The organism is Pseudomonas sp. MWU12-2037, from assembly GCF_023242345.1.
In the GTDB taxonomy this organism is placed as follows: Bacteria; Pseudomonadota; Gammaproteobacteria; order Pseudomonadales; family Pseudomonadaceae; genus Aquipseudomonas; species Aquipseudomonas gingeri_D.
On record NZ_JALLIZ010000003.1, the window covers coordinates 357,411 to 370,487 of the forward strand.

Here is a 13,077-nt window from a genome sequence, read left to right on the forward strand (position 1 = left end):
GAATAGCCGGGCGTGATGGGTCCGGCCTAGGTGATGGCGACTTTATAGCCGATAAAAATCGGCCTTTAAAGATAAAAAATTAAAAATATATGTATCGGATGTTATTTTTACCGATAAGAATCGAGATTTACCTTGACTGATCTATCGCTATCGCCGGCAAGCCGGCGATGCTTTTTACAGGCCTTCGTCGAGCACCTTGGACAGCATGTCGACAAAGAAATCCACGCTACGACGACTGGTACACATCGGCGGCTTGATCTTGAGGATGTTGAGGTAGTCGCCGGTGGGTTGCATAAAGATCCCCAGTTCACGCAGGCGATCGCACAACAGCGCAGTCTCTTCGGTCGCCGGCTCCAGGGTTTCGCGGTTGCGGATCAGCTCCGCGCCGAGGTAGAAACCGGAACCGTGCACCGCGCCCACCAGTGGATAACGGTCGATCAGTGCTTCCAGGCGCTCCTTGAAATAGCCGCCCACCACCTGGGCGTTTTCCCAGAGTTTTTCCTCGGCCATCACGTCGAGCACGGCGATGCCGATCCGGCAACTGACCGGGCTGCCGCCGGAAGACGAGAAGAAATAACCCTCGGCCTCCAGCGCCTCGGCGATCTCCCGGCGGGTGATCACCGCGCCCAGGGGCTGGCCGTTGCCCATGCCCTTGGCCATGGTGATGATATCCGGCACCACGCCCTGCTCCTCGAAACCCCAGAAGAACTTGCCCATGCGTCCGTAGCCGACCTGCACCTCATCGGCGATACACACGCCGCCCTGGGCCCGGACCAGCGCATAGACCTGCTGCAAGTAACCCGGCGGCAACGAGATACCGCCGGCATTGCCATACACTGGCTCGCAGATAAAGCCCGCCAACTGGCGATTTTCTTCCGCCAGCCTGGCCAGGTTGTGTTCCACGCTGCGTACGTAGTCCGGCGCACTGGCGCTGCCGCGGAACGCCCCACGATAGGTGTTGGGCGCGGTCACCGGATGCACCCAGTCCGGGCGGCTGCTCAGGGCCTTGGGATTGTCGGCGATGGAAGTGGACACCGCATCCGCCGCCACCGACCAGCCGTGGTAGGCCTCCAGCACGCTGAGCATGTCGCGTCCGCCGCTGTAGGCCCAGGCCAGGCGAATCGCCAGGTCGTTGGCCTCGGTGCCGCTGTTGACCAGGAACACCCGGTCCATGGAGTCCGGCGCCAGGGCCAGCAGTCGTTCGGAGAACTCGGTCACGGCGGCGTAGTGGAAGCGCGAGTTGGTATTGAGCAGCGACCACTGCCGCGCCGCCTCGGCGGCCATGCGCGGATGACCGTGGCCCAGCACGGCGACGTTGTTGAGCATGTCCAGGTAGGAACGGCCCTGCATATCGATCAGGTGGTTGCGCCAGCCGCGCTCGATGCGCGGCGGGTCGACGTAGTAGTGCTTTTGTGTGCGGGCGAAGCTGGCGTCCCGGCGGGCCAGCAGGTCCGCCGAGTCCAGCTCGAGCTCGGCATCGCAGGCCAGTCCCAGCAAGGTCGCCGGCGACGGGCACAACGCCTGCCAGGCGGCGGCCCGCGACGGTGTACAAAACAACGGTGGGGTGAGATCGGCGTGGCGGCACAGTTGCACCCGCAGAGCACCGCCGGCCTCGCCCAGCACCTGGCCCTTGACCACGGCGGCACCGGACCTGAGGGACGCCTTGACTCCCCAGAGCCGCACGCTCAATTGCGCGCTGGCCAATAGCAGGGCGCCATCGGCCATGATCCGCAGGGTCCCGGCAAATGGCGACTCCACGGTGGTGCCGCCCGGTACCTGCAAGTCCACATGCAAGGGAAAGGTGTCCGGCTCGCTGGCGCTGTCGGGCCGGGTGCGCGACAGGCGATATTGTCCGTAGCGACTGGCCGCCAGGCCATGGGCCGCAGCCGCCTCGGCCAGCAAGCGTTCGTCGATGCCGCTCTGCTCCCAGTTTCCCGCCTCGAAATGCGGGCTGAGCACGCCCAGGTCGATCAAGGCGAACTCGCGGCCCACCAGCCCGGGCAGCAAGGGCGCGAAACCCTCGCCGGCGACCGGCGCCAGGCGCTCTTCGACGGCCGTCAGGATCGCGGCCTCCATCAGTTCAAATGGCACCGAGGTCGCCACCTGGAAGATTTCCCACTCGTGGGCCAGGTTATCGCGACTGTAGGTGTTGCCCGGGTCGATGCCGACCTGCTGTTCGCCGCTGAGCACCAGCACCGCCGCCCGCGCCACGATCAACGGCCAGAGTGCGAGCAGTTCTTCGCGTTGCAATGGGTTGACCGCGTGATAGGCCTGGAGCGCCGGCAGAATCACAAAGGGGTCGCCTTCGGCATGGTGCAGCAGCGCCGCGCAGGTCACCGACAGGTCGGCGATGCGCCAGGTCCGGACCAGATCGCCGAAGTCGATCACGCCCTGCAGTTGCCAGTGGCGCTCGGCATCACGGCGCCAGACCACGTTGTCGTCAGTGATATCCAGATGAATGGCCTGGACCGGCAAGGCCTCGACCAGAGGCTGCAGGCGGTGCCGGGCCTGTGCGGCGGCGTCACGAACCCGCGTTTGCTGATCCGTATCCTTAAGCACCGGCAGCAGGTGCTCGATCAATGCGGCAGCATGCTGGGGATCCCATTGCAGGGTGCGCGTCAGGCCCGGGTGCTGGAAGTCGGCCAGGGCCAGGTCCATTTGCCCGCAGAGTTGCCCCAGGCCCACCACCAGGTCACGGCCCAGATGCTTGAGATGGGTCAGCGACTGGCCTTCGATATACTCCAGCAATCGCACGTGCACAGGCTGGCCGTCCAGCACCAGGGACAGCAGGTCCTGGCCGTTGCGCGCGGCAATCACCCGCGGCACCCGCAAGCCGGCGCGGCCCTCCAGGTGAGCCAGGCCGACATGCTGGGCCTGTAATTCCAGCGTGGCGTAGTCGCCATGGCAGATTTTCAGGACAAAACGGCCTTGGTCGCTGTCGACGCGGTAATTGACGTCCTGTTGGCTACCCAGTGCCTGCAGCGTTCCAGAGAGGCCATAGTGCTCCTCAAGCAGGTTCAGCGCCTGCTGCGCCGAGACATTCGGGCTGGGCAGGCTGGCGCGGTGAATCAACGTGGTGAGCAACATGGAACGACTCCCTGAAGTTTTTATTGGCTGCCTATATCGCCATTGGTGCCGCCAAGACGCAAGTACGGCACTAAAGTCAGCCGTCTGAAAATGGATACATCGCCATCGCACTTGCACCGCCGAACGCCTACCCACAAGCTATGCTCCATCCAGCTTGAGTCTGCTTAAGAAAGAAGGCACACCGATATGCGAATTCTAGTCACCGGCGGTGCCGGTTTTATTGGCTCGGCCCTGATCCGGCACCTGATCCGCCATACCGAGCACGAGGTCCTTAACCTGGACAAGCTCACCTACGCCGGCAACCTGGAATCACTGAGCAGCATCGCCACGGACAGCCGCTATGAGTTCGTCCAGGCCGATATCGTCGACCAGGCCACCGTCAGCGCGGTGCTGGCGCGCTTCGAACCCCATGCCATCATGCACCTGGCAGCCGAATCCCACGTCGACCGCTCCATCGACGGCCCGTCGGACTTTATCCAGACCAATATCGTCGGCACCTACAGCCTGCTGGAAGCCGCCCGTGGCTACTGGTCGAAACTGCCCGAACCCGAAAAAAGCGCGTTCCGCTTCCACCATATTTCCACCGACGAAGTGTATGGCGACCTGCACGGCGTCGATGACCTGTTCACCGAAAACACCCCGTACGCCCCCAGCTCGCCGTACTCCGCGAGCAAGGCGGCGTCCGATCACCTGGTCCGCGCCTGGCACCGCACCTATGGCCTGCCGGTGCTGCTGACCAACTGCTCGAACAACTACGGCCCGTTCCACTTCCCGGAAAAGCTGATCCCGCTGGTGATCCTCAACGCCCTGGCCGGCAAGCCGCTGCCGGTATATGGCGACGGTCTGCAAGTGCGCGACTGGCTGTATGTCGAAGACCACGCCCGCGCCCTGTTCAAGGTAGTGACCGACGGCGTGGTGGGCGAGACCTACAATATCGGCGGCCATAACGAGCAGAAGAATATCGATGTGGTACGCGGGATCTGCGGCCTGCTGGAAGAGCTGGCGCCGACGCGCCCGGCCGGCGTGGAAAAATTCGCCGACCTGATCACCTTCGTCAAGGATCGCCCGGGCCACGACCTGCGCTATGCCATCGACGCCGGCAAGATCGAGCGCGAGCTGGGCTGGACCCCTGAGGAAACCTTCGAAAGCGGTCTACGCAAGACCGTGCAGTGGTATCTGGAGAACCTGGAATGGTGCCGTCGCGTCCAGGATGGTAGCTATCAAGGAGAGCGCCTCGGCGCGCTTGACCATAAGGAACTCTTGGCATGATGAAAGGCATTGTCCTCGCGGGCGGCTCGGGTACCCGGCTGCACCCGATTACCCTCGGCGTTTCCAAGCAACTGCTACCGATCTACGACAAACCGATGATTTATTACCCGATCTCGGTGTTGATGCTGGCCGGCATCCGCGAAATCCTGGTGATATCCACGCCCCAGGACCTGCCGCAATACCGCAACCTGCTGGGCGACGGCAGCCAGTTCGGGGTGCACCTGAGCTACGCCGAACAGCCGTCCCCGGACGGTCTGGCCCAGGCGTTCCTGATCGGTGAAGACTTTATCGGCGACGATCCGGTGTGCCTGATCCTGGGCGACAACATCTTTCACGGCCAGCATTTTGGCGACCAGTTGAAACACGCCGCACGGCGGCCGAGCGGTGCGACGGTCTTCGGCTACTGGGTCAAGGACCCGGAACGCTTCGGTGTGATCGATTTCGACAGCGAAGGTCGTGCCCTTTCCATCGAGGAAAAACCGGCCAAGCCGAAGTCCAGCTATGCGGTCACCGGCCTGTATTTCTATGACAACGACGTCATCAAGGTGGCCAAGGCGGTCAAGCCTTCGCCTCGCGGCGAGCTGGAAATCACCGACGTCAACAACGCCTACCTCAAGCGCGGCGATCTGCATGTCGAACGCTTCGGGCGCGGCTTTGCCTGGCTCGATACCGGCACCCACGACAGCCTGCTGGAAGCCTCGCAGTACGTGCAGACCATCGAGCATCGCCAGGGCCTGAAAGTCGCCTGCCTGGAAGAGATCGCCTACCAGAACGGCTGGATCGACCGTGAGTATCTGCTGGAGCGGGCCAAATACTTCGGCAAGACCGGTTATGGGCAATACCTGTATACCGTCGCGGGAGAACACCGATGAAAGCAACGCCGACCCGTCTGCCGGGGGTGCTGATCCTCGAACCCAAGGTCTTTGGTGACGAGCGCGGTTTTTTCTATGAAAGCTTCAATGCCCGGGCGTTCCAGGACGCGACGGGACTCGACGTTTCGTTCGTCCAGGACAACCATTCGCGCTCGCAGCAAGGGGTCCTGCGCGGCCTGCATTACCAGTTGGAAAACACCCAGGGCAAGCTGGTGCGGGTGATTGCCGGCGAAGTACTGGATGTGGCCGTGGACATTCGCCGCAGCTCAGCCCATTTTGGCCAGTGGGTGGCGGTGCGCCTGTCCGCCGAAAACAACCGCCAACTGTGGATACCCGAGGGGTTCGCCCACGGCTTCGTGGTCCTCAGCGAGTCCGCCGAGTTCCTCTACAAGACCACTGACTACTACACTCCCAGCGCCGAACGCTGCATTCGCTGGGACGATCCAAGCCTGGCCATCGACTGGGAGTTCGCCGGTGTCCCCCAGCTGTCGGCCAAGGACCTGAACGGTAAAACCCTGCACGAGGCCGACTTGTTCGAATGAGTACTTCAGCCCTGAAAATCCTTATCAGCGGCCAGCACGGCCAAGTCTCCCGCGCACTGCAACAGAGGCTCGCCGATCTGGGCGAACTGATTGTCCTGGGCCGCGACCAGCTCGACCTGGCGCACCCGGAGCAGATTCGCCAACAGGTCCGCGCCCTGCGCCCCGACCTGATCATCAACGCGGCGGCCTACACCGCCGTCGACCAGGCCGAAAGCGAACCCGACCTGGCATTCGCCATCAACGCCACGGCGCCGGGCATCTTCGCCCAGGAAGCCGCCCACCTGGGCGTGCCGCTGATCCATTATTCCACCGACTATGTGTTCGACGGCAGCAAGGAAGAACCCTACACCGAAGACGACCCGACCCACCCGTTGAGCGTCTACGGCGACAGCAAGCTGACCGGCGAGCGGGCCATCGCCGCGGCCCGGGGCCAGCACCTGATCCTGCGCACCAGTTGGGTCTACTCCAATCACGGGCGCAATTTCCTGTTGACCATGCAACGGTTGTTGCAGGAAAAGCCGGAGCTGCGCATCGTCGCCGACCAGATCGGCGCGCCGACCTGGGCCGGCACCATCGCCAACAGCACCCGGGCCCTGATCGAACGCTGGCAGGCCGGCCACGCCGGGGCCTGGGGCACCTATCACCTGACCGCCAGCGGTGAAACCTCCTGGTTCGGTTTTGCCCAGGCCATCGGCGAGCAACTGCTGGCCCTGAACAAGCCCTGCGCCCTGATCGAAGCCATCCCCTCCAGCGCCTACCCGACGCCTGCCCGCCGGCCGCTGAACTCGCGCCTGGATTGCAGCCGCCTGTTGCGCGAATGGCAGGTTGCCCAGCCCGACTGGCACACCGCATTACGCGAGTGTCTTGCAGAGCAGGGCTGAGACATAATGCGTCGGACTCTACCGGCGCATTCTCTTCATGATCACGAGCCCCACCCTTCCCCGCAGACCCCGCTGGCGCAGCCTCGCCCTGCTGTTCCTGTGCCTGGCGCCGCTGCTGTGGCCGCTGGAACACCTGGCCGAGCGCTACTACCGCAACGAACTGGTCAGCCAGAATCGCCAGACCCTCGACCTCTATGTCGCCAACCTGCTGGGCACCCTGCATCGCTATGAGGTCCTGCCGCAAATCCTCGGCGACCTGCCGGCCCTGCGCGACGCCCTGGCAGAGCCGGACCAGAGCCTGCGCCTGACCAATGCCAACAACCTGTTGGAGAGTATCTGCGCCCAGACCGGCGCCGAAGTGATGTACCTGATGGACACCAACGGCAAGACCCTGGCGGCCTCCAACTGGGACAAACACGACAGCTTCGTCAATCGCAACTTCGCCTTCCGCCCCTACTTCACCGAAGCCATGGCCGGGCGCCTGGGGCGTTTCTTCGGTCTCGGCACCACGTCGGGCAAACGCGGCTACTTCTTTGCCGCGGCCGTGCATGAAGGGCAAAAGATCATCGGCGTGCTGGTGGTCAAGGTTGATCTGGACCGCACCGAAAGCCTCTGGGGCAGGACCCCGGAGCAGTTGATGATGACCGACCATAACGGCGTGGTCATTCTCACCTCGCACTCCGAATGGCGCTTCCGCTCGACCCGCGTGCTCAGCGAACAGGAACGCGATGCGATCACCGCCGTGCAACCTTACCCGACCCGCAATCCCCAGCCCTTGAACATCAACCCCGATGCCTGGCTGACCCAGACCCAGCAGATCGAGGAAACCGGCTGGAACGTGAGCATTCTCGCGCCGCGGACCCTGGTCGACCGTCCGGTGCGCACCGTCGTCGCGGTCGGCGGCGCAACCCTGCTGGTGCTGATGCTGCTGCTCGGCCTGATGATGCAACGGCGCCGTCATTACCTGGAGCGGATCGCCTTCGAGGCCAAGGCCCGGCGCGAGCTGGAAATGCGCGTGGCCGAACGGACCAGCGACCTGGAAGGACTCAACCGCCGTCTCAAACAGGAAGTGCTGGAGCGCGAACACGCCCAGCAGGAACTGGTGCGCGCCCAGGATGATCTGGTCCAGGCGGGCAAGCTTTCGGCCCTGGGCACCATGTCAGCGAGTATCAGCCACGAACTCAACCAGCCGCTGGCGGCGATCCGCAGCTACGCGGAAAACGCCGAAGTGCTGCTCGACCACCAACGCACCGACGACGCCCGCGGCAACCTCAAGCTGATCAGCGAACTGACCGGGCGCATGGCCTCGATCATCGCCCACCTGCGCGCCTTCGCCCGCCGCGACCGACATGCCCCGGAAAGCGTGGCCCTGCAGCCGGCCCTGGACGACGCCCTGGCCTTGCTGGCCAAGCGCCGGCGGGCCATGGAGGTCGAACTGATCCGCGACCTGCCGGCGGCGGCCCTGTGGGTCCAGGCCGGCGAAACCCGGCTACGCCAGGTGCTCGGTAATCTGCTGGCCAACGCCCTCGATGCCCTGACTGAGAAGGGCCCGCCGCGTAAGCTCTGGCTGAGTGCGCAATCTTCCGAACAGGGCGTCAGCCTGACGATTCGCGACAATGGCCCGGGCTTCTGCCTGGAAGCCCTGGGCCGCGCCGGCGAGCCGTTCTACACCACCAAGACGCGGACCCAAGGCCTGGGCCTGGGGCTGGCGATCTGCGATTCGCTGATGCGCGCCTTCGGTGGCGAGTTACTGTTTGCCAACCACCGCGACGGCGGCGCCTTGATCACCCTGCGGATGCGCGCCGGCGCGCCCGGGGTCAGCTTGCAACCACCCGAGGACTCGAGTGTATGAAAATCGACCACCAGATCCAGGTGGTGCTGATCGACGACGATCCCCACCTGCGCCAGGCCCTGAGCCAGACCCTGGACCTGGCCGGCCTGAAGATCCTGCCGCTGGCCGAAGCCCAGGGCCTGGCCGCGCAGATCGAGCGCGACTGGCCAGGCGTGATCGTCAGCGACATCCGCATGCCGGGCATGGATGGCCTGGAGCTGCTCAAGGAGCTGCATGACAAGGACCCGGAACTGCCGGTGCTGCTGATCACCGGTCACGGCGATGTGCCCCTGGCCGTAGAGGCCATGCGGGCCGGCGCCTATGACTTCCTCGAGAAGCCCTTCGCCAGCGACGCTTTGCTCGACAGCGTACGCCGGGCCCTGGCCTGGCGCCGCCTGGTACTGGACAACCGCAGCCTGCGCCTGGCGTTGAGTGACCGCCAGGAACTCAGTGCGCGACTGGTCGGGCACTCGCCGCTGATGCTGCGCCTGCGCGAACAGATCGGCGCCCTGGCGGCGACCCGCGCCGATGTGTTGATCCTCGGCGAGACCGGCGCCGGCAAGGAGGTCGTGGCGCGGGCACTGCACGACCTGTCAAACCGCCGCAACGGTCCCTTTGTGGCGATCAACGCCGGGGCCCTGGCCGAGTCGGTGGTGGAAAGCGAGCTCTTCGGCCATGAACCGGGGGCCTTTACCGGTGCGCAGAAGCGCCGGATCGGCAAGTTCGAATTCGCCAATGGCGGCACCCTGTTCCTCGATGAAATCGAAAGCATGAGCCTGGACGTGCAGGTCAAGCTGCTGCGGCTGCTGCAGGAGCGGGTGGTCGAACGCCTCGGCGGCAACCAGCAGATCCCCCTGGATATCCGCGTGATCGCCGCCACCAAGGAAGACCTGCGCCAGGCGGCAGACCAGGGGCGCTTCCGGGCTGACCTGTATTACCGCCTGAATGTCGCGCCGCTGCGGATTCCGCCCTTGCGCGAACGCGGTGAAGACGCGCTGATACTGTTCCAGCACTTTGCCGACGAAGCCAGCGCGCGCCACGGCCTGCCGCCCCATACCCTGCAACCGGCGCAACGCGGCCTGCTGTTGCGGCATACCTGGCCGGGCAATGTCCGCGAACTGCAAAATGCCGCGGAGCGCTTCGCCCTGGGCCTGGAACTGGCCCTGGACAACACGCCGGAAAATCTCGATACGAACATTGCCGGGCACCCGGGCGGCAACTTGAGCGAGCAGGTGGAGCACTTCGAGAAATCCCTGATCGCCGCCGAACTGGCGCGCGCTCACGGCTCGCTGCGCAGCCTAGCCGAAGCCTTGGGTATTCCGCGCAAGACCCTGCACGACAAGCTGCGCAAACACGGTTTGAGCTTCGACAGCGTCGGCACCGCCGCCAGCGACGAACTCGAATGAATCACCGCCAAGAGGTCAGTGCATGAACCGCGACAGTCGTTACCTGGAATCCGTTCTCCATCACGATATTCCGCTTACCCGCGACATGAAGCTGAAGGTCCTGGATTGGCAGGCCGGGCAGTTGCGCCTGCACCTGCCGCTGGAACCCAACGTCAACCACAAGAGCACCATGTTCGGCGGCAGTCTCTATTGCGGCGCGGTGCTGGCCGGCTGGGGCTGGTTGCACCTGAGCCTGCGCGAGGCCGGCATCGAGGATGGGCATATCGTGATCCAGGAGGGGCAGATCGGTTATCCACTGCCGGTGACGGGGGATGCCCAGGCGATCTGTGATGCGCCGCAGGAAAAGGTCTGGAAGAAATTCCTGGCCACTTACCAGCGTTATGGACGGGCGCGGTTGACCCTGGAGACGCGGGTGGTGAATGAGGGCAGTGAGGACGCGGCGGTGCGTTTCAGCGGGCAGTACGTGCTGCACCGCTGAGGAGTGCGGCGGTGTCCGTGTAGACGGCGCAAGGCTGCGAGGCCTCTTCGCGGGCAAGCCTGCTCCCACAGGGTTCGGCGCTGCTTTCAGCTACGCAACAAGTCCGGCAACTGCCCACGCCACTGCGCCTTGGCCGGCAACGCCAGGAAAAACGGATTGAGCAATGATTCGCGCGGCGGATAGCTGAAGCGTTCGCCACTCAACTCCAGCACCTCGCCGCCCGCGCCTTCCAGCACGCCCTGGGCCGCCGCCGTATCCCACTGCGAAGTCGGCGCCAGGCGCGGATAAAAGTCCGCCGCGCCTTCAGCCAGCAGGCAGAACTTCAACGAACTGCCGATATTCGCCAACGCCAGTTCCCCCAAGCTACTGCTCAGCCCCGCCAACAATTTTTCCTGCTCCGGGCTCGAATGCCGGCGACTGGCAACCACGGTAAACGCCTCGCCCGCCGCCGGCACGTCACGTACCCGGATCGGCAGCGGCGCCGCGTCGACATCCGCACGCCAGGCGCCCAGGCCGGCACCGCCGAAATAGCAGCGACCATTGGTCGGCATCGACACCACGCCAAACACCACCCGGCCCTGCTCGATCAGGGCAATGTTCACCGTGAACTCTTCGCTACCGGCGATAAACTCCTTGGTGCCGTCCAACGGGTCCACCAGCCACCAGCGCTGCCAGCCGGCCCGTACGGCCAGGGCGATATCGGCGTCCTCTTCGGACAGCACCGGGATGCTTGGGTCCAGCGCCGTCAACCCATCGAGAATCAGGTGATGGGCAGCGATATCGGCGGCGGTCACCGGCGAAGCATCGGCCTTGTCCATGACCTGCACATTCGCCCGCCAGAACGGCAGGATCACCTCGCCGGCGCGGCGCGCCAGGTCGATCACCGGGGCCAGGTAGGGGTGCGGCAGATTCGAAAAAAACTCACTCACGATTGAAAAACTCCACGCTGGGTCAACAGGTCTCGCGCCAGGTACAACGCCGCCAGGGCCCGCCCCTCGCTGAACTGCGGGTTCTGCACCAGGGCGGACAACTCACGCAGATTGACGCGCTCGACCCGCATCGGCTCCGGCTCGTCGCCTTCCAGGCGCTCTTCATACAGGTCGGTGGCCAGGACCACCTGGATCTTCTGGCTCATATAACCGGGCGACAAGGACAGCTCGGTCAGGTGCTCCAGTTGCCGCGCGCCATAACCGGCTTCTTCCTTGAGTTCACGCTCGGCCGCCGCCAGCACGTCCTCGCCCGGCTCGATCAGGCCCTTGGGCAGGGACAGCTCGTACTCGTCGGTGCCGCCGCAATACTCCTCCACCAGCAGGGCATGCTCGGCATCGATCATCGCCACGATCATCACCGCCCCGTAACCGGCGCCTCGGCCGACCAGGCGCTCATAGGTCCGCTCAACGCCATTGGAAAAGCGCAGTTGCACTTCTTCGACACGGAACAAACGGCTGCTGGCGATGATTTCGCGGGCGAGGACGGTGGGTTTCTGGCGCATGGGGCGGCTCCTGGGCGTGAACGGGTTACTATACCGTGGCTTTTCCGATTGTCTGTGTCGGATATCCTTTACCGTTCGAGAAGTTTCCCATGCCCTCATTGCCCTGGCGCGACATCGACACCGTTCTGCTGGATATGGACGGCACCCTGCTGGACCTGCACTACGACAACCATTTCTGGATGGAGCACCTGCCCCAGCGGTATGCCGATCTGCATGGTGTCAGCCGGGAACTGGCCGAGCAGGAGCTGACGCCGTTGTTCAGGGACCATGCCGGCCAGTTGAAGTGGTACTGCCTGGACTTCTGGAGCGCCGAGTTGAAGCTGCCGGTGCGTGAGTTGAAGCTGGAGACGGCCCATCTGATTGCGCTGCGCCCGGATGCCGATACCTTCCTGGCAGCCATCCGTCAGGCTGGCAAGCGGGTCATCCTGATTACCAACGCCCACCGCGATTCCTTGTCATTGAAGCTGGAGCGCATCGAACTGGCGCCGTATTTCGAGCGTTTGATCAGTTCCCATGACTACGGTTTCGCCAAGGAAGACCCGCAGTTCTGGGACGCCTTGCAGGCCGATATCGACTTCGACCCGGCCCGCAGCCTGTTTATCGACGACACCTTGCCGATCCTGCGCAGCGCCCGGCGCTTCGGCGTGGCGCACTTGCTCGCGGTCAGCGAGCCGGACAGCCGTAAGGGCCCCAAGGACACCGAGGAATTCAACGCCGTAGGTGATTACCGGACCTTGATCGAAGGCCTGGAATAAGCAAGTTCGAAGCCAGGCGCGCTAGAATCCCCGGCTGTACAGCCTGCGGAGCGACGATGGACATCAAACAGCTGAAATTCCTGATTGCCCTGGACGAGACCCGACACTTCAGCCACTGCCACATCACTCAGCCGACGCTGTCCATGCGCCTGCGCAGCCTGGAAGAAGAACTCGACCTGCAACTGGTCAACCGCGGCCAGCGTTTCGAAGGTTTCACCGCCCCTGGCGAACGGGTCCTGGCCTGGGCTCGTACCGTGCTGGCGGCCTACGACGGCCTGCAGGCCGAAGCCGCCGCCTGTCGCGGCAATCTGGTCGGTACCCTGCGCCTGCAACCCATCGCCGAAGCCCGGACCCTGGCCCGCCTCGGCCTGATCATGCGCCGGGGAGCACCACGCTCGGCCTTGGCGGAAGCCTGTTTCGCCCTCCACCAACGATCATCGAACAAGGCTTGATCGACGGGCTCT

The 13,077-nt window shown here is 64.2% G+C and carries 11 protein-coding genes and 1 pseudogene; 9 read left to right on the forward strand and 3 right to left on the reverse strand.

Annotated elements, in window-relative coordinates; genetic code table 11:
- Positions 1 to 174 precede the first annotated feature (174 nt).
- Entirely contained in the window at positions 175 to 3,087 is a 2,913-nt protein-coding gene (locus M5B42_RS07480) for an aminotransferase (protein WP_248745425.1), read from the reverse strand.
- A gap of 186 nt (positions 3,088 to 3,273) precedes the next feature.
- On the opposite strand from M5B42_RS07480, the gene rfbB reads away from it, so the two are divergent.
- Genes rfbB through M5B42_RS07515 form a run of 7 tightly spaced genes read left to right on the forward strand, consistent with a single transcriptional unit; the run spans position 3,274 to position 10,366 of the window.
- A complete protein-coding gene (gene rfbB / locus M5B42_RS07485; protein WP_103495412.1) occupies positions 3,274 to 4,356 on the forward strand; it encodes a dTDP-glucose 4,6-dehydratase in 1,083 nt (360 codons plus the stop codon).
- Complete coding sequence (gene rfbA / locus M5B42_RS07490) at positions 4,353 to 5,228, forward strand: glucose-1-phosphate thymidylyltransferase RfbA (RefSeq protein WP_103495413.1); 876 nt, start codon at positions 4,353 to 4,355, stop codon at positions 5,226 to 5,228. The genes rfbB and rfbA overlap by 4 nt, the downstream gene beginning before the upstream one ends.
- A complete protein-coding gene (rfbC, locus tag M5B42_RS07495; RefSeq protein ID WP_103495414.1) occupies positions 5,225 to 5,770 on the forward strand; it encodes a dTDP-4-dehydrorhamnose 3,5-epimerase in 546 nt (181 codons plus the stop codon). The genes rfbA and rfbC overlap by 4 nt, the downstream gene beginning before the upstream one ends.
- Positions 5,767 to 6,651 (forward strand): dTDP-4-dehydrorhamnose reductase, encoded by an 885-nt coding sequence (gene rfbD / locus M5B42_RS07500; protein WP_103495415.1) that lies wholly within the window; start codon positions 5,767 to 5,769, stop codon positions 6,649 to 6,651. Before rfbC ends, rfbD begins: the two co-directional genes overlap by 4 nt.
- A gap of 37 nt (positions 6,652 to 6,688) precedes the next feature.
- Entirely contained in the window at positions 6,689 to 8,503 is a 1,815-nt protein-coding gene (locus M5B42_RS07505) for an ATP-binding protein (RefSeq protein ID WP_248745426.1), read from the forward strand.
- Positions 8,500 to 9,888, forward strand: a complete 1,389-nt coding sequence (locus tag M5B42_RS07510; RefSeq protein ID WP_248745427.1) for a sigma-54 dependent transcriptional regulator — start codon at positions 8,500 to 8,502, stop codon at positions 9,886 to 9,888. The genes M5B42_RS07505 and M5B42_RS07510 overlap by 4 nt, the downstream gene beginning before the upstream one ends.
- A gap of 22 nt (positions 9,889 to 9,910) precedes the next feature.
- Complete coding sequence (locus tag M5B42_RS07515) at positions 9,911 to 10,366, forward strand: YiiD C-terminal domain-containing protein (protein WP_103495418.1); 456 nt, start codon at positions 9,911 to 9,913, stop codon at positions 10,364 to 10,366.
- An 86-nt stretch (positions 10,367 to 10,452) separates the two neighbouring features.
- On the opposite strand, the gene cysQ is transcribed toward M5B42_RS07515, so the two are convergent.
- Both cysQ and nudE read right to left on the reverse strand, forming a co-directional pair.
- Entirely contained in the window at positions 10,453 to 11,295 is an 843-nt protein-coding gene (gene cysQ, locus M5B42_RS07520; protein WP_248745428.1) for a 3'(2'),5'-bisphosphate nucleotidase CysQ, read from the reverse strand.
- Positions 11,292 to 11,858, reverse strand: a complete 567-nt coding sequence (nudE, locus tag M5B42_RS07525) for an ADP compounds hydrolase NudE (RefSeq protein WP_177104431.1) — start codon at positions 11,856 to 11,858, stop codon at positions 11,292 to 11,294. The genes cysQ and nudE overlap by 4 nt, the downstream gene beginning before the upstream one ends.
- Before the next feature lie 89 nt (positions 11,859 to 11,947).
- Here nudE and yrfG point away from each other — a divergent pair, with 89 nt between their 5' ends.
- A complete protein-coding gene (gene yrfG / locus M5B42_RS07530; protein ID WP_248745429.1) occupies positions 11,948 to 12,613 on the forward strand; it encodes a GMP/IMP nucleotidase in 666 nt (221 codons plus the stop codon).
- Positions 12,614 to 12,669: 56 nt separating this feature from the next.
- Positions 12,670 to 12,942 (forward strand): annotated as a pseudogene (locus M5B42_RS07535) (LysR family transcriptional regulator); the annotation flags it as partial.
- Positions 12,943 to 13,077 lie beyond the last annotated feature (135 nt).

Excerpts from the sequence above, each read along its gene's own strand:
- M5B42_RS07480 (WP_248745425.1), bottom strand. The coding sequence starts at position 3,087 with ATGTTGCTCACCACGTTGATTCACCGCGCCAGCCTGCCCAGCCCGAAT.
- rfbB (WP_103495412.1), top strand. The coding sequence starts at position 3,274 with ATGCGAATTCTAGTCACCGGCGGTGCCGGTTTTATTGGCTCGGCCCTG.
- rfbA (WP_103495413.1), top strand. The coding sequence starts at position 4,353 with ATGATGAAAGGCATTGTCCTCGCGGGCGGCTCGGGTACCCGGCTGCAC.
- rfbC (WP_103495414.1), top strand. The coding sequence starts at position 5,225 with ATGAAAGCAACGCCGACCCGTCTGCCGGGGGTGCTGATCCTCGAACCC.
- rfbD (WP_103495415.1), top strand. The coding sequence starts at position 5,767 with ATGAGTACTTCAGCCCTGAAAATCCTTATCAGCGGCCAGCACGGCCAA.
- M5B42_RS07505 (WP_248745426.1), top strand. The coding sequence starts at position 6,689 with ATGATCACGAGCCCCACCCTTCCCCGCAGACCCCGCTGGCGCAGCCTC.
- M5B42_RS07510 (WP_248745427.1), top strand. The coding sequence starts at position 8,500 with ATGAAAATCGACCACCAGATCCAGGTGGTGCTGATCGACGACGATCCC.
- M5B42_RS07515 (WP_103495418.1), top strand. The coding sequence starts at position 9,911 with ATGAACCGCGACAGTCGTTACCTGGAATCCGTTCTCCATCACGATATT.
- nudE (WP_177104431.1), bottom strand. The coding sequence starts at position 11,858 with ATGCGCCAGAAACCCACCGTCCTCGCCCGCGAAATCATCGCCAGCAGC.
- yrfG (WP_248745429.1), top strand. The coding sequence starts at position 11,948 with ATGCCCTCATTGCCCTGGCGCGACATCGACACCGTTCTGCTGGATATG.